Annotated in this window: 11 protein-coding genes; 2 read left to right on the top strand and 9 right to left on the bottom strand. The window is 67.7% G+C overall.

The window, feature by feature from the left end; all coding sequences use genetic code 11:
* From ACMUOO_RS05800 to ACMUOO_RS05810, 3 genes are all read right to left on the bottom strand, one after another.
* On the bottom strand, window positions 1-1,529 hold a 1,529-nt coding region (locus ACMUOO_RS05800; protein WP_413854925.1), incomplete at its 3' end, for an acyl-CoA synthetase.
* Between the two features lie 53 nt (window positions 1,530-1,582).
* Window positions 1,583-2,506 carry a helix-turn-helix domain-containing protein gene (locus ACMUOO_RS05805; RefSeq protein WP_301918324.1) on the bottom strand — a complete coding sequence of 308 codons (924 nt, stop codon included), beginning with the start codon at window positions 2,504-2,506 and terminating at the stop codon, window positions 1,583-1,585.
* A 128-nt stretch (window positions 2,507-2,634) separates the two neighbouring features.
* Window positions 2,635-4,035, bottom strand: coding sequence for an aldehyde dehydrogenase family protein (locus ACMUOO_RS05810; RefSeq protein ID WP_301918323.1), 1,401 nt, complete (start codon window positions 4,033-4,035; stop codon window positions 2,635-2,637).
* A gap of 254 nt (window positions 4,036-4,289) precedes the next feature.
* On the opposite strand from ACMUOO_RS05810, the gene ACMUOO_RS05815 reads away from it, so the two are divergent.
* Window positions 4,290-6,002 (top strand): AMP-binding protein, encoded by a 1,713-nt coding sequence (locus ACMUOO_RS05815; protein ID WP_413854926.1) that lies wholly within the window; start codon window positions 4,290-4,292, stop codon window positions 6,000-6,002.
* 229 nt (window positions 6,003-6,231) lie between these two features.
* Here the strand turns inward: ACMUOO_RS05815 and ACMUOO_RS05820 are convergent, their stop codons facing one another.
* Window positions 6,232-6,549, bottom strand: coding sequence for an SMP-30/gluconolactonase/LRE family protein (locus tag ACMUOO_RS05820; RefSeq protein ID WP_301918380.1), 318 nt, complete (start codon window positions 6,547-6,549; stop codon window positions 6,232-6,234).
* A gap of 442 nt (window positions 6,550-6,991) precedes the next feature.
* Between ACMUOO_RS05820 and ACMUOO_RS05825 the strand changes: the two genes are divergently transcribed.
* On the top strand, window positions 6,992-7,384 hold the full coding sequence (locus tag ACMUOO_RS05825) for a LysR substrate-binding domain-containing protein (RefSeq protein WP_413854927.1): 393 nt from the start codon (window positions 6,992-6,994) through the stop codon (window positions 7,382-7,384).
* Window positions 7,385-7,541: 157 nt separating this feature from the next.
* Here the strand turns inward: ACMUOO_RS05825 and ACMUOO_RS05830 are convergent, their stop codons facing one another.
* The 5 genes from ACMUOO_RS05830 to ACMUOO_RS05850 form a co-directional block, all read right to left on the bottom strand.
* Window positions 7,542-9,740: a fused MFS/spermidine synthase gene (locus ACMUOO_RS05830; RefSeq protein ID WP_301918320.1), complete on the bottom strand. Its 2,199-nt coding sequence runs from the start codon at window positions 9,738-9,740 to the stop codon at window positions 7,542-7,544.
* A 63-nt stretch (window positions 9,741-9,803) separates the two neighbouring features.
* Window positions 9,804-10,985 (bottom strand): DNA recombination protein RmuC, encoded by a 1,182-nt coding sequence (locus tag ACMUOO_RS05835; RefSeq protein ID WP_301918319.1) that lies wholly within the window; start codon window positions 10,983-10,985, stop codon window positions 9,804-9,806.
* On the bottom strand, window positions 10,982-12,814 hold the full coding sequence (gene mutL / locus ACMUOO_RS05840; RefSeq protein ID WP_413854928.1) for a DNA mismatch repair endonuclease MutL: 1,833 nt from the start codon (window positions 12,812-12,814) through the stop codon (window positions 10,982-10,984). The genes ACMUOO_RS05835 and mutL overlap by 4 nt, the downstream gene beginning before the upstream one ends.
* Window positions 12,815-12,855: 41 nt before the next feature.
* Entirely contained in the window at window positions 12,856-14,166 is a 1,311-nt protein-coding gene (locus ACMUOO_RS05845) for a M16 family metallopeptidase (RefSeq protein WP_413854929.1), read from the bottom strand.
* The gene (locus ACMUOO_RS05850; protein WP_301918316.1) at window positions 14,163-15,500 is read right to left on the bottom strand and encodes a M16 family metallopeptidase; all 1,338 of its coding nucleotides are present in this window, start codon (window positions 15,498-15,500) and stop codon (window positions 14,163-14,165) included. The genes ACMUOO_RS05845 and ACMUOO_RS05850 overlap by 4 nt, the downstream gene beginning before the upstream one ends.
* Window positions 15,501-15,562: the final 62 nt, after the last annotated feature.

Consider the following 15,562-nt stretch of genomic DNA (forward strand, 5'->3'; position numbering starts at 1 on the left):
TCGAGCGCGAGCGCGTCGCTGGCACGGTGTCCCTTGGCGAGGATCACATAGGCCACCACAATCTCGCCGCGCAGGGGATCGGGTCGGGCGATGACCGCGCTTTCGGCCACCGCCGGATGTTCGAGAAGGACGCTTTCCACTTCGAAGGGGCTGATGCGGTAACCGGCCGAGGTGATGAGGTCGTCCGCCCGGCCGACGAACCAGAAATAGCCTTCCTCGTCGCGCGTGGCCGTGTCGCCAGTATAGTACCAGCCGTGGCGGAAGGCGCGGCGGTCCGGCTCGCTCCCGGTGTGGTAGCCGGTGAACAGCCCCGGCGGCTGGCCTTTGGCAACGCGCACCGCGATGTTGCCGATAGCGCCGTGCGGCACGATCCTGCCTTCGTCATCGACCACATCCACGTCGAAGCCCGGCACCGGCTGGCCCATCGAGCCGAACCGGACCGGCTGGTCGGGGAAGTTCGCCACGATGTTGACCGTCTCGGTCTGGCCGTAGCCGTCGGCGATGGTGGTTCCGGTCGCCTCCTGCCAGAAACGGATGACCTCGGGGTTCAGGGGCTCGCCCGCGCCCATCGAACGGCGGAGCGAGGTGAAGTCGTAGCCCGACAGGTCCATCTGCGCGAACAGCCGGTAGGCGGTGGGTGGCGCGCAGAACGTGGTGACGCCCAGCCTGCCGATGAGCCGCAGGTGCAGGTCGGCATCGAAGCCCGGCGCGTCCAGCAGCACCGTCGTGCACCCCATGAGAAACTGCGGGAAAAGCATCCCCCACGCCGCCTTTGCCCAGCCGGTGTCGGTCAGCGTCCAGTGGATGTCCTCGGGCCGGAGGTCCATCCAGAACAGACCGGTCGAGGCATGGGCAAGCCCGTAGGCGAAATCGCGCGGCACCATCTTGGGCAGGGCGGTGGTGCCGGAGGTGAAGTAGCCCATCATCATGTCGTCCGACCTCAGGTCGGGCCGGTCCCCGGGGCCGATGTCGTCGGGCTGGCCCTCGGACAGGGCCTCGGTCGACACCCAACCCTCCCGCGGCTTGCCGATGACGATCAGGTGGGCCAGCGACGGGCAGTCGGCGCGCACCGCCTCGACCTTCTCGCAATGCTCGGGGGTCACGATCACCGCCCGGGCACCGGTACGGTTCACCCGGTAGGCGATGTCCTTGCCGGTGAGGAGGTTGGTGCCCGGCATCGAGACGACGCCCAGCTTCATGCAGGCGAAGATCGCGTCGTACCATTCCGGAATGCGCCCGGCGACAACGCAGGCGAAGTCGCCCTTGCCGAGGCCGAGCGCGGCAAGCCCCCCGGCCAGCCGCGACGACCGCCGCGCGAGGTCGGAGTAACGAAACTCGCGCACCGTCCCGCTCGGCCCATCCACGGCGAGGACGGCCACCTTGTCCGCCTCGCGCGCGCGCCGGTCGACAACGTCATAGGCGAAGTTGAACCGCTCGGGGCAAGCGAAGCGATAGGCCTCGCGCGCGGCGTGATATTCCCTGGGAACGTTCAGGAAGGCATACATGTTGTCTTGGTTCTCCGGTGACATGCGATCGGTCCCATCGGGGCGGTGGCCGCGCCGATGCGCGTCCGCACACAGCCCTAGCCCATCGTTTCGAGGTATTCGCGCGGGGTCATGCCGAAGCGGGACTTGAAGCCACGGTTGAAGTTCGAGAGATCCCGGAAGCCCGAGTTGTAGGCGATCTCCGAGATCCGGGCTTTGCCGACCGGACGGCGGCGGCGCAGGTTCGATGCGGCAAGGTTCAGCCTGCGGTCGCGCACCTCGCGGGCAAAGGTCGTCCGCTCGGCCTCGAACAGGCGCTGGACCTGCCGGGTCGACATGCCGATCTCGTGCGCGAGCCAGCGCAGCGACAGGCCTTCGCTGGCGAGGTTTCTGTCGATGACTTCGAGAGCCAGCGCGAAGCGGCGTTCCGCGCATTGCGCGTCGAGCTCCTTCGAGAAGTTGCCCGGCTTGCAGAAGGCAAGCTGGATCATCCCGAGCAGAAGGTCGGAATTGGCCTTGCCGACCGCCGCGCTCGCATCCCAGCCCAGCGTGAAATGCTGGATCTGCTGGCGGATCGAGGGAGCGAGCGGATGATCGCACGCGAGCCTCCGGCCGATCTGCACGTTGCCCCGGCAGGACTGCATGAACAGGCCGCGCGGCATGTGCAGCGACAGGAGCCGACCCCGCCCGGTGAAGGCAAGCAGCCCCTCCTTCGTGGAATCGAGGAGCAGGCAGTCGCCCGGCCCGATCAGCGAGGTTGCCCCGTTATGGTCGACCTGGAGCTGGCCCGCGGTCTGGATGATGCAGAAGATGTGTTCCGCCTGGTCGCGGCGAATGCCGTGCCGGTCGCGCCTGATCGCCTTCACGTCGCCGGCGACATCGGCCACGTCGAGCCCATCGAACTTGCGCGAATGGATGAGCCCGCGGACCGCGCGCTGCCGGTCCCGCGCCACACCTTCATAATGGCCGCAGATGCCGTGCAGATCCTCGCACCATTGGTCGAACTCCCGCACTTCGGTCATTCCAGATAACGCCCTCCCCAGCGCTGTCCAGGTGATTCGCTCTGCCCTCGGGGCAGAGTGTAGCGGCGCGGCGCCCCTGTCGCATCCCGCCCCGGCGGACCGAGGGCCCGCCGGGTGGGCAGTCCGCGTCAGTAGGACAGCACCTGGATGTCGGTGTACTCCTGCAGGCCCTCCTCGCCGAACTCGGTGCCGAGGCCCGAGCCCTTGACGCCGCCGAAGGGCGCGTCGGGCTGGATGGCGACGTGCTTGTTTACCCAGGCCGATCCGGTCTCGAGCCGCAGCGCAAGACCGCGCGCCTTCTGGATGTCCTTCGACCAGATCGACCCGCCGAGCCCCCAGGGGCTGTCGTTGGCGCGGGCGATCGCATCGTCGATGTCGCGGTACCTGATGATGGGCAGTGCCGGGCCGAACTGTTCCTCGTCGACCAGCGCCACGCCATCCTCGAGATCGGCGATGATCGTGGGCGGGAAGAACAGCCCCTCGCCCGGCTCGCCGCCGATCAGCACCCGGCCGCGTGTCTTGGCGTCGGCCACCAGGCGCGAGACCTTGTCAAACTGCATCCGGTTCTGCATCGGGCCAAGCGCGGTGCCCTCCTCGGTGCCGTCACCGACGCTGACGGTGCGGGCGTACTTGACCAGCTCGTCGCAGACCTCGTCATAGACATCCTCGTGCACGTAGAGCCGCTTGATCGCGGCGCAGGTCTGGCCGTTGTTGATGAAGGCGCCCCAGAACACGCCCTCGGCGATCGTCCTGGGGTCGGCATCGGGCAGCACGATGCCCGCGTCATTGCCGCCCATCTCCAACGTCAGCCGCTTCATCGTGGCCGCCGCGCTCGCCGCGACCTTCTGGCCGGTCGCGGACGAACCCGTGAAGACGATCTTGCGGATGCCCGGATGCGCCGACATCAACGCGCCGAGGTTGACCGCGCGGTCATCGCCCGCAAGGCTGTTCAGCACGCCCGCAGGCAGTACCTCGTTCATGAGTTCCACGAAGCGCAGCGTGGTCAGGGGCGTGTAGGGCGAGGGCTTGATCACCACGGTGTTGCCGGTCAGCACCGCCGGGACGACATGCCAGACGGCGATCAGGATGGGGAAGTTCCAGGGCGTGATGGAGCCGACGACGCCAAGCGGCTTGCGGTGCAGTTCCACCGTGCCGCGGTTGTCGTTCTGGATCGTCTTGACCGGCAGCGACAGCGTGCAGGTGTGCCTGGCCCAGACCACCGCCGCGCCGAGTTCCCAGCGCGAACCGAGCCCGTTCAGGGGCTTGCCCTGTTCGCGGGTCAGAAGCTGGGCAAGCTCCTCGGCATGGGCCTCGAGCTTGGCGGCCATCGCCTCGCAAAGCCCGCGCCGCTCCTCCTCGGGGCGGGCCGAGAGGTCGCGGAACGCCGCCTGCGCGACCTCGACCGCACGGTCGAGGTCGGCCTCGGTCGCGTTCGGCGCCTCGGCGACGACGGCGCCGGTGGCGGGGTTCAGCACGGGAAAGCGTGTTTCGGTGGTGACGCGACGCCCGTCGATGACCAGATCGTACATTTTCTCTCCTCCCGGTTGGCGGCGGCAAGCGGACCCGGCCGGCCCCCTGTCGATGAACACGAAGGCTAGCAGCGCCGGGCGCGGGCAATCTCAGCGTTTCCCGCCAAAGACCCGGACAATCCCGCCAGGACTGATGCCCGCCGCGAACCGCCGTGCCAAGGAAATGGCACGAAAATCCAAGTCAAAGCACTTCGCCGCGGCTATGCTGCGGTCGGAGGGCCGATGGCGAGAGAGAGCGGCCGGGGAGGAACGAGATGGAACCGCGCGACGATGGTGTCCCTTCTGGCGGAATGTCCTGGGTCAGGGGCAGCCGCAGCCAGCCGCTCCTGGAAGTGACCATCCCCGGCCTGCTTGCCGGATGCCTGGCGGCACGGCGCGATGCGACGGCCGCCGTCTTTCCCGGCGAAGGCATCCGCTGGACCTGGGAGGAGTTCGCCCGGCGCGTGGACGCGCTTGCCGGCGGGCTTGCCCGGCTGGGGTATGCCACGGGCGACCGCCTGGGGATCTGGGCGCCCAACCGCTCCGAATGGTTGCTGACGCAGTTCGCCACGGCCCGGCTGGGCGTGATCCTCGTGACGATCAACCCCGCCTATCGCGTGCACGAGCTGGAATATGCGCTGAAGCTCTCCGGCTGCCGCGGCCTCGTCCTCGCGGAGCGGTTCAAGGGCTCCGACTACGCCGCGATGGTCGCCTCGCTCGTGCCCGAACTTGGCGCGGCGGGGGCCGAGATCGCCGCGGAGGCGCTGCCCGCCCTGCGCCACCTGATCGTGATGAGCGCGGAGACGCGGCCGGGGATGCTGCGCTTCCGCGATGTCGAGGCGATGGGCGCCGGGGCCGCGGCGAGCGGGCTCGATGCAGTCAGCGCCCGGCTCGACCGGCGCGATCCGATCAACATCCAGTTCACCTCGGGCACGACCGGGCGGCCGAAGGGCGCCACGCTCACCCACCGCAACATCGTCAACAACGCAGCCTTCGTCACCGCCGCGCTGAAGCTCGGCCCCGAGGATCGGCTCTGCATCCCGGTGCCGTTCTACCACTGCTTCGGCATGGTGATGGGCACGCTCGGCTGCGTGACGAAGGGCGCCACGATGATCGTGCCCGGCGAGGGGTTCGATCCGGCGGTCACGCTCGCCACTGTCGCGGCCGAACGCGCCACCGGGCTCTACGGCGTGCCGACGATGTTCGTCGCCATGCTCGAACATCCGGATTTCGACTGTCACGACCTGTCAAGCCTGCGCACCGGCATCATGGCCGGAGCCCCCTGCCCCATCGAGGTGATGAAACGGGTGCAGAGCCAGATGCACATGCGCGAGGTGACGATCGCCTATGGCATGACCGAGACGAGCCCCGTGTCGTTCCAGTCCTCGACCGACACGCCGGTTGAAAAGCGCGTGACCTCGGTTGGCCGCGTCCATCCGCATGTGGAGGTGCGCGTGGCCGACCCTGAGGGCAACACCGTCCCGGTGGGCGAACAGGGCGAGATCCTGACCCGCGGGTATTCGGTGATGCACGGCTACTGGGACGACCCCGCTCAGACCGCCGCCGCGATCGACGCCGAGGGCTGGATGCACACCGGCGATCTCGGAAGGATCGACGCCGAGGGCTATTGCAACATCACCGGCCGGGTGAAGGACATGATCTGCCGTGGCGGCGAGAACGTCTATCCGCGCGAGATCGAGGAATTCCTCTATTCCCACCCGGCCGTGAGCCAGGTGCAGGTCTTCGGGATCCCCGATCACGCACTCGGCGAAATCGTCTGCGCCTGGATCATCGCGCGGGCCGGCAGCGCCCCGACCGAGGACGAGATCCGCGCTTTCTGCAAGGGCCAGATCGCGCACTACAAGATTCCGGCGGTGGTGCGGTTCCGCGAGGACTTGCCGGTGACCGTGACCGGCAAGCCGCAGAAGTTCCTGATGCGCGCCGCGATGATCGAGGAACTGGGCCTCAGCGAGGAAAAGAGCGCCTGATCCGGCCGGGGTGCCACCCGAGGCCGTTCAACCTCCCACGAGGAAACCTGCTGCTGCCCATGGCATCGCGACCGTCTGAACAAGGGATGCAAGGACATGCCGGCGTTCATTCATTGGCCGAAGCGATCCGGCGGCAGGCCTTTGACCCCCAGCCTCACGGCGAACAGGCCTGCCTCTTGGGGGCACTTCGCGAGATGCTCGACACCCGGGTGAACCGCGCCGAGGTGAACTAGAGTGTATCGAGATCACTTCCGCCGAAGGCGCAGCTGGTTGGCCAGCTGCAGTCCAACTCGGCCACGTCAAGTATTTCGGCATCGGGCGGCATCCGGGTCAGGCACTTGCCGCCGACGACCCGCGCTGTCCAGATCATTCCGTCTGCATCCAGGCATGAACCGTCAGGCAATCCGCCTTCATGGCCCTCCTGAAGTGCCGTTCGATCCAGCAGGGCGCCACCGAAAGAGTAAAGCCGGTACCGGTAGACGGCATTCCGCGTCGTGCCGGCGGTGCAAAAACGATCCCCGCCGGGCCAGATGAACGTATTGGTGATGCCAAGACTGACCTTGCACTAGGCGGATGCGAAGTCGTCTGCGAACATCCACTCGTTCGAACGCGACGCATAGACCTCGGCGGGCGGCCGGAGTTGCGAGTTCGAGCCGAAGACGAGATCAACCCGCGTGCCGGTCCATTTGCGGGTGCCCGTCTTGCGGTCACGCCCCTCTGGCCTGCCCCCACCGAGCGGACCGGTTTGAGTGTTAATGGATGAGGAGCCCTCGATCCATGGTGATGAGTCTTTCGGGGGCCGTTGGGCGGTATCCGAGGGCGCTGTGCGGGCGCGTCCCAGGCGGATTTCTGCGAACGCCCCTCGTGGTCGGTGCGCTGCATGTGGAACCTCGGCTCTTTCGACGGACGGTTGACGATGAACAACATCATCAATGTCTCGAAGCCGCGTGTACTGTTGAAGGCGCTGATGCGGATATCCCGACATCGAGGTGGTGCTGAAGATCGGCCACCGCGACTTCATCGTCCAGGCGCTTCAGGACAGCGCCATCGATCCTTCGATCTTTGGGTGGCCGCCGCTCGACCCGGCGGTTACGGCGGTCGCCATCGGCGAGCACCCCCCATGTGCTGATCGCGTCGCCGCAGCATCCTCTCGTCATGCCGGACCGGTGACCGCCGACGAGATCCTGACCCAGCCGATCATCCTGCGCGACCCGGAGTCGGGAACCCGCATCCTAGCCACCAGGTTCCTCGACCAGATCGGCGAGGGCCGCCCCTACGAGACCATCCAGATTCGCGCGAACGGGACCATCAAGCAGTCGGTCATCGCCGGCCTCGGCATCGCCATGACCTCGCAGCACAGGGTGACGGAGGAGCTGAAGTGAGGCCGCCTCGTCGCGCTGGAGGCACCGGGGTTACCGATCGTGCGGCCCTGGTTCCTTCTCCACCGCGAGGATCAGGAAACTGCCGGGGCCATGCGGCGTGTGCGCGACTTCTTCGAGGGGCGGGCCGGCGGCTTTCTGCCCGGTGCTGCCTGCGCGTCTATTTCAGGATCGACAGGAGATCGGCGAAATCGTCGGTCCAGACCGGGCCGCCGTCGGGGTCGAGCGGCGCCCAGCGCGGGTCGCGGGCGAGCGGGCCAAGCGCCGCCTCGCTCCGCGCCAGAAGGACGACGCGAGAGGGCGCGTCGCCGGGATCTGTCGCCTCCTGCCCCGGATAGTCCTGAAACCGCGCCGCGAGCCCCAGCGCCGCCGCACTGCGCGAAAGCGGACGCTCGATCGCGTAGTAGCGGTTCGAGATGTGGTAGAGAAGCACGCCGTTGGGCGCGAGCCGGTCGAGGTAAAGCTGCATCGCCTCGTGCGTGGTCAGGTGCACCGGCACCGCGTCCGAGCCATAGGCGTCGATCACGAGGATGTCGTAGACCGGCTCGGCCGCCTCCTGCGCCAGGATCATCCTCGCGTCGCCAAGCCGGGTCGGCGCCTCGGGCGCGCAGGCCGAAAGGAAGGTGAAGAGGGCGGGGTCGCGGGCGATGCGGTCCACCGCCGCGTCGATTTCGTAGAAGGTCCAGTCCTGGCCCTCGCGCCGGTAGCAGGCGAGTGCACCGGCGCCAAGTCCGACGATACCGACGCGGGCCGCCTTGGCGCCGAGACCGGAGGTCAGCACCTGTGCCATCGGCCCGTTGCGATGGTAATAGAACTGCGGCGCGGGCCGGGCTCGGCCGAGGTCGCGGGTCCGCTCCGCCCCGTGGATCGTGGTGCCGTTGGCATAGAGTCTGAGCCCGCCCTCCTCCATAACCCGGTGCGTGCCGAAAAAGCTGCGGTCCCGGAAGAGATCGCCGTTCGGGATCAGCCAGACGCCGGTCACGGTCACGATTCCCATGGCGATCGCCGCCGCCGGCAGGTGGCGGCGCAGGGCGATGGCGGCCAGAGCGGCGAGAGCGAACATGGCGAGCTTGAGAATGAGCCAGTCGGTCACCCCGAAGACCGTGACGGCAAGCGCAAGCGGCAGCGCCGCAACGATCCCGATCCCCGCGCCCAGGCGCGCGAGGCTTGGGGTCGGCCGCATCGCCGGGCTGAGCACCAGCGTCGCGGCCAGCAGCGTGGTCACGCCGCCTTCGGCAAGGCTGTCGAACAGAAGCGGCGCGACGATCGAATTGAAAAACCCGCCCAGCGCGCCCCCGACCGACATGACGAGGTAGAAGAGCGTGAGATGCCGGCCGTCCGGCCGCGCCTCGTAAAGCCTTGCATGGGCGAAGAGCGCCACAATGAAGAAGGCCACCATCAGTCCCGCCACCCCCCAGAGCCCTACGTGTGCGCCGGCGATCCCTGCGAAGACCGCGCCGAGCAGCGCGAGGGCTGCGAGATAGGCAAGGCGCAGTCCCGGCCCGGCGGTCACAGGGCGGCGGGCGAAGGTCAGGACGAAGCTCAGAAGGTAGAGCGACAGGGGAACCACCCAGACGAGCGGGATCGCCCCGACGTCGGTCGATATCTTCGTGGTCACCGCCAGCATCAGCGACGAAGGGACGAAGGCCAGAAGCAGCCAGCGCCCGATCCGGCCCGCGCCGACGGGATCCGCCCTGGCTGTGTTGGGCCTCACCCGAAGCGCACCGCCGCGAAACGCGCTGAGACCGCAGAGAAGAAGAAAGCCGCCGAAGGCAAGGAACCCCGCCGCCCACACAACCCCTATCCGCGCAGCACCGAGAAGCGGTTCGGCCAGGAGGGGAAAGGCGAGAAGGGCGACGAGCGAGCCAAGGTTCGAGGCACCGTAGAGGAAATAGGGGTCCTCGGCCGAGGGGCCGTCACTCCGGGCATACCAGGACTGGATCAAGGGCGCGTTGGCCGAGAGGACACCGAACGGAACCCCGACACCAAGGGCGAAGAGCGTGAGCGTCTGCCAGGCGGCCGGAACGGCCGGGTCATAGCGCCAGCCCTCCGGCAAGCCGAGCGGCAGGAAGGCGAGCGCGGCGCCCCAGAGCACGAGATGGAGCGCAAGCTGCCCCGCAACCGGCAGATGGCGGGTGACGAGATGCGCATAGAGATAGCCGCCGATCAGGACTGTCTGGAAGAAGAGCATCGCCGTCGTCCAGACCGCCGGCGCGCCGCCGATCTGCGGCAGGACGATCTTGGCGAAGAGCGGTTGCACGAAGAAGAGCAGCGAGGCCGAGACGAAGATCGTCACGGTGAAGAGCGCCGGGACAAGAATTCCCGTCCCCGATGCCGTTCTCGTATCCGACTGATTCATGACCGGTCCCGCGCGATTGTTGCGCATCCGGTAACGCGCGAATCGGCCGGGAATGAGGCGCGATCAGGGCTTGGCCGGGGACTTGTTCAGGGGGACGATGCGCGGGGTGTCGTCGTCGGGCGCCAGTTCCTCGAAGTCGAAGTTGTCGAGTTTTGCCGCCCGCTTGCCCGCGCGCTCGGCTGCCGTGGTGACGCCGTCAAGGTCGGCGCGGGCCTGATGGAAGTGGGTCGAAAGCTTCTCCACCCGCTCGACCACCAGTTCCACGTCGCGGTGAAGCAGCTTGAGAGTCGCGCGGATCGCGCCGGCCTGTTCGCGCATTCGCGCATCCTTGAGTACCGCACGCATGGTGTTCAGGGTCGCCATGCAGGTGGTGGGCGAGACGATCCAGACGCGGGCATCGAAGCCCTCGCGCACGAGTTCGGGGAAGTTCGCGTGGAGTTCGGCATAGACCGCCTCGGACGGAAGGAACATCAGGGCCCCGTCCGCGGTCTCACCATCGAGGATGTAGCGTTCCGCGATGGCCTTGATGTGGCTCCGCACCGCGATGCGGAGCATCCTTTGCGCCTCGATCAGTTGCGACTGGTTCTCCGCCCGGCGCAGCGCCTCGTAGGCTTCCAAGGGGAATTTCGAGTCGATCACGATCGGCCCCGGCGGGTTCGGCAGGTGAATGAGACAATCGGCACGACGCCCGTTCGAGAGCGTCGCCTGCATGGCGAAGGAGTCGGGCGGCATCGCCTTCCGCACGATATCGTTGAGCTGAATCTCCCCGAAGGCGCCGCGGGTCTGCTTGTTCGACAGGATATCCTGCAGGGACAGGACATCGCCCGACAGCTTCTCGATGTTCGACTGTGCCTTGTCGATGGTCTCCAGCCGCTGCTGTAGCTCGCCCAGGGACCGCGCGGTGCGCGTGGCGGTGCCGTGCAGGCTCTCGCTCATCCCCCGCGAGACTTCGGCGAGCCGCTGCTCCATGAGGTGAAGGACCCGCGCCTGCGAGGCGGCCTGCGCCTCGGACACATGGGTCAGCCCGCCGGCAAGCTGCTGCTGCCCGTCCGACAGCGCCTGAACGCGGCTCCCGAGCTGGCTGAGGTGAAAGCCGAGCGGCTCGGTCATCCGCGCCGATCGCGCCGCGGCGCGGAGGGTGACGATGAGCAGGACGAAGAGGAGAAGCACCAGCGCCCCGCCGCCGAGCGCGGCGAGGACGAGGGGATCGTCAAGCGCGTAGGTCTGGCCACGAAAGGTGATCATGTCCGCCCGAAAAGCCGCTCGATGTCGGAAAGCTTCAGCTCGACGTAGGTCGGCCGACCGTGGTTGCACTGGCCGGAGAGGGCCGTCGTCTCCATCTCGCGCAGAAGGGCGTTCATCTCGTCCGCCCGCATCCGCCTGCCGGAGCGGACGGAGCCATGGCAGGCCATCCGGGACAGCACGGAGTCGATCCGCGATTGCAGCGTCTGGCTGGCACCGAGGTCCCGCAACTCGTCGAGGATGTCGCGGAGAAGTGTGGCGGCATTAACCTCGCCGAGAAGCGCGGGTGTCTCGCGGACAGCAACCGCGCCGCCGCCGAAGGGCTCCACCGTCAGGCCGAGCGCCCCGAGCGCCTCGGCATGATCCAGGAGAAGCCGGGCATCGCCTTCGGAAAGGTCCACGATCTCGGGGATCAGGAGCGCCTGCGCGGCGACGCCCTGTTCCTCGCGCTGGCGCTTCAGGCGCTCGTAGACCAGCCGCTCGTGCGCAGCGTGCTGGTCGACGATGACGATCCCGGTCGCGGTCTGGGCGATGATGTAGTTCTCATGCACCTGCGCACGAGCGGCCCCGAGCGGACGGTACTCGGCTGCCTCCTCGACCGGGTCGCGAACAGCCGGCTCATAGCGCGCGGAAGCCTCGGCAAGTTCCGGCGCGAGCGGCGCCTGCGCCGCATGGGCCATCCGCAGCACCGCCTGCGTCGGGCGTTCCATCTGGTATACGCGCGGACGGGTCTCTTCGGTTCGCAGCGCACCGAGCGTCAGCCCCGCGACCGTGGACGAAGCGCGATGCCCCGCCCCGGCCAGCGCATGGCGAAGCGCCGAAACGATGAGACCGCGCACCACGCCGGGCTCGCGGAAGCGCACCTCGGCCTTGGCGGGATGCACGTTGACGTCAACGCGCTCCGGGTCGCAGGTCATGTTGAGGACGGCGGCCGGGTGACGGTCGCGCGAGAGGACGTCCATATAGGCCGCGCGAAGCGCACCGATCAGCAGCTTGTCACGCACCGGCCGCCCGTTCACGAAGAGGAATTGCTCGACCGCAGCGCCCCGCGAATAGGTCGGCAGCGCCGCGAAGCCCCTGAGCCGGAATCCCTCCCGCTCGGCGTCGATCGGCAGGGCATTATCCGCGAAGCCTGCCCCGAGAAGGCCGCGCAGCCGTTGGCCGAGGGCGTCGAAGAGTTCCCCTTGCTCGGCGTCGGCGCGCAGGATCGTCCTTGACTCTCCGCCCGAGGCGTCGGTCAGCGTGAAGGAGACGTAGGGCTCCGCCATCGCCAGCCGTTCGACCACATCGCGGATCGCCTGCGCCTCGGCCCGGTCGGAGCGCAGGAACTTCAGGCGCGCCGGCGTCGCGTGAAACAGGTCGCGCAGTTCGACTACCGTTCCGGCGGTCAGCGCCGCAGGCCGCACCGGCTCCAGCCGCCCCCCTGCGACGGCGATTTCGGCGGCCTCGAATCCCTTCGCGCGCGAGGTGATCCTGAGGCGCCCGACCGCGCCAAGCGAGGGCAGGGCCTCGCCCCGGAAGCCGAAGGAACGGATGTTGAGAAGGTCGGTTCCGTCGATCTTCGAGGTGGCATGGCGGGCCAGCGCAAGCGGCAGGTCATCAGCCGTCATGCCGCAGCCGTCGTCGGTCACGCGGACCAGAGTCTTGCCACCGTCGGCATAGGTGACCGCGATCCGCCGGGCGCACGCGTCAAGCGCGTTTTCCACCAGTTCCTTTACCGCAGAGGCCGGGCGTTCCACAACCTCGCCCGCCGCGATACGGTTGATCGCGACCTCGTCCAGTTGGCGGATCTGCGGCCTCGCGGGCAGGATGTTGGGGCTTTTGGCGTTCATCCTGCGATATCTAGCAGGACGGAAGGATTCGCGAAAGGTGCTCAGTCCGCCGCCGCCAGCCCCACGGGCTTGCCGACGACGACGAATCTCAGCGCATCGGGGGACATCAGCCGCTTCGCCACGCGCCGGATGTCGTCGAGCGTCACGGCCTCTATGTAGGCATTGCGCTCGTTCACGTAGGCGATGGGCAGGCGCTCCGACTGCATGCCGACGAGGATGTTGGCGATCGGCCCGTTGCCATCGAAACGCATGGGATAGGAGCCGGTGAGATAGGTCTTCGCCGCCGCCAGTTCCGCCTCGCTCACGCCCTTGGCCGCTGCCTTCGTCCATTCGGCGCGCACGACCTCGATGGCCTCGGCCACCTTCTCGTTCGCCGAGGCGAAGGAACCCTGCCAGGTCTCCGCAAGATCCATCGGGGCCAGCCATGTGGAGATGCCGTAGGTGAGGCCGCGCTTCTCTCGCACCTCGTCCATCAGGCGCGCGGCGAAGCCCGAACCGCCGAGGATGTGATTGAGCACGTAAGCCGCGAAGAAGTCCGGGTCATCGCGCTCGATGCCGGCCTGTCCGAACATCACGACGGACTGGGGCGAGTCCCAGTCCACCACGGTGACGCCTCCGGTGAGGCCGAGGGTGGCCTTCGGCGGCAGCGACGCGCCCTTCGCGGGTAGGCCGCCCAGAAGCTCATCGAGGAGCACGCCGAACTCCTCGGCGGTGATGTCGCCCACCGCCGAGACGAACAGCCGGTCGCGCGCGAGAACGGCTTCCTTCGCCGCGACGAGATCGTCGCGCGTCAAAGCCGCCAGACTGTCGAGCGTGCCGAAGCGGGAGGAGCCGTAGGGATGGTCGCCAAAGGCGAGGCGGTCGAAAGCGCGGCTCGCGATCGCGTTCGGGTCGGTCTCGTCCGAGCGGATGATGGAGGCAACCTGTCCCTTGACCCGTGTGATCGAAGCATCGTCGAAATGCGGTTCCGTCAGCGCCTGCTTCAGCAGTGCGATGGCCTCGTCCCGGTTTTCCGTCAGCATCTTCGCCGAGACGGTGGCGGCATCGTCGTAGGCATCGAACTCGAAGCTGGCCGCCAGCCTTTCGCGAGCCTCGGCGAAGCGCTGCGAGTCAAGGTCGCCCGACCCTTCCTCCAGAAGCGCCATCATCAAGAGCGTGGCGCCGCGCTTGCCCGGAGCATCGAGACTGGTGCCGCCTTCGAACCGCAGTTCGATGGCGGTAAAGGGGATCGAATGTTCCTCCACCAGCCAGGCGCGGATGCCGCCGGGCGAAGTGACCTCCTTGATGTCTACCGCACCGACGGGCAGCGCGACGAGGACGGCGACGCACGCCGCCAGAAGGGCCCGGATCATTGCATCACCTCCCCGGTCCCCTCGCGCATGAGCCAGCCCGTGACGGCGCGGCGGCGGTCGAAGACCTGGCGGGCGGCGGCCAGCACGTCGTCTTCGGTGACCGCGGCAAGCACATCGGGCCAGTCCTCCACGTCCGCCACCGTCAACCCGGTTGTCAGCGCCTCGCCATAGCGGCGGGCGAGGCCGTCGATGTCATCCTCGGCATAGACCATCGCTGCCTTCATCCGCGTCTTGACGCGCGCAAACTGGTCGGCGTCGACGCCATTCTTCAGGAAATCCGCGATCACCCCGTCCATTGCGGCCTCTGCTTCGGCAAGGCCGACGCCCTCGGCGGGCACGACGGCAAGGCCGAAGATGGTGTCGTCGTAGGATGTGCCGTCGTAACTCGCATTCGTGTAGATCGCCTGCTTCGTCTCGAACTGGAGCTTGCGCGCGAAAAGCGAGGTCTGTGAACTGCCGCCGAGCAGCTCCGCGAGGATGGTGAGCGCAGCGGCTGACTTCTGGTCGCCGGGATCGCGCTCGGGGGCGAGATAGCTGCGCGACACGAAGGGCTGCGCGACGCGGGGGTCGGCGAAACTCATCCGCCGTTCGGCAAGCTGCGGCGGTTCCTGCGGGCGGGCGCGCGGGCCGATGCCGGGCGTGGGCTCGAGGGGCCCGTAGTAGGTTTGCGCCAGCCGCTTCACTTCGGCCGGATCGACATCGCCCGCGACGACAAGCACGGCGTTGTTCGGCGCGTAGTTGGTACGATACCAGTCGAGCGCATTCTCGCGCGTCAGCGCCTCCATCTCGTGCCGCCAGCCGATCACCGGAGTGCCGTAAGGATGGTTCAGGAACTGTGCCGCCCGGCGCTGTTCGCCGAAGATCGCGCCGGGATCGCTGTCGGTGCGCTGGTTGCGCTCCTCGATGATCACCTCGCGCTCGGTCCGCCAGTCGTCCTCGGTAAGCTTGAGATGGCGCATCCGGTCGGCCTCCATCTTCATCACCAGTTCCAGCCGGTCGGCGGCGACGCGCTGGAAATAGGCGGTGAAGTCCCAGGAGGTGAAGGCGTTGTCTGAGCCGCCATTGGCCTCGACCGTCTTCGAGAACGCGCCGGAAGGCACCGTGTCGGTTCCCTTGAACATCAGGTGTTCGAGGAAGTGCGCGACACCCGAGACACCGCGTTTCTCGTCGGCGGCACCTGCCTTGTACCACACCATCTGGACGACGACGGGGGCACGGTGATCCTCGATCACCACGGCTTCCAGCCCGTTCTCAAGGACGAACGTTGAAACTTCCCCGCCGAAAGCCGGGGTGGAGAAGGCCGCGACGGCCAGCCAGCGAAGTGTGCGGATCATCGCGATCTCCCTCGAGTCCGAGACACACGTAACCACCCTGCCGAGACCGTCAACCCCGGCGC

Origin of the sequence: Albidovulum sp. (assembly GCF_041919395.1) — a bacterium.
GTDB lineage: Bacteria > Pseudomonadota > Alphaproteobacteria > Rhodobacterales > Rhodobacteraceae > Albidovulum.

Bases quoted from the DNA above. Each gene is read 5' to 3' on its own strand.
- ACMUOO_RS05805 (WP_301918324.1), bottom strand. From the start codon at position 2,506: ATGACCGAAGTGCGGGAGTTCGACCAATGGTGCGAGGATCTGCACGGC.
- ACMUOO_RS05810 (WP_301918323.1), bottom strand. From the start codon at position 4,035: ATGTACGATCTGGTCATCGACGGGCGTCGCGTCACCACCGAAACACGC.
- ACMUOO_RS05815 (WP_413854926.1), top strand. From the start codon at position 4,290: ATGGAACCGCGCGACGATGGTGTCCCTTCTGGCGGAATGTCCTGGGTC.
- ACMUOO_RS05830 (WP_301918320.1), bottom strand. From the start codon at position 9,740: ATGAATCAGTCGGATACGAGAACGGCATCGGGGACGGGAATTCTTGTC.
- ACMUOO_RS05835 (WP_301918319.1), bottom strand. From the start codon at position 10,985: ATGATCACCTTTCGTGGCCAGACCTACGCGCTTGACGATCCCCTCGTC.
- mutL (WP_413854928.1), bottom strand. From the start codon at position 12,814: ATGAACGCCAAAAGCCCCAACATCCTGCCCGCGAGGCCGCAGATCCGC.
- ACMUOO_RS05845 (WP_413854929.1), bottom strand. From the start codon at position 14,166: ATGATCCGGGCCCTTCTGGCGGCGTGCGTCGCCGTCCTCGTCGCGCTG.
- ACMUOO_RS05850 (WP_301918316.1), bottom strand. From the start codon at position 15,500: ATGATCCGCACACTTCGCTGGCTGGCCGTCGCGGCCTTCTCCACCCCG.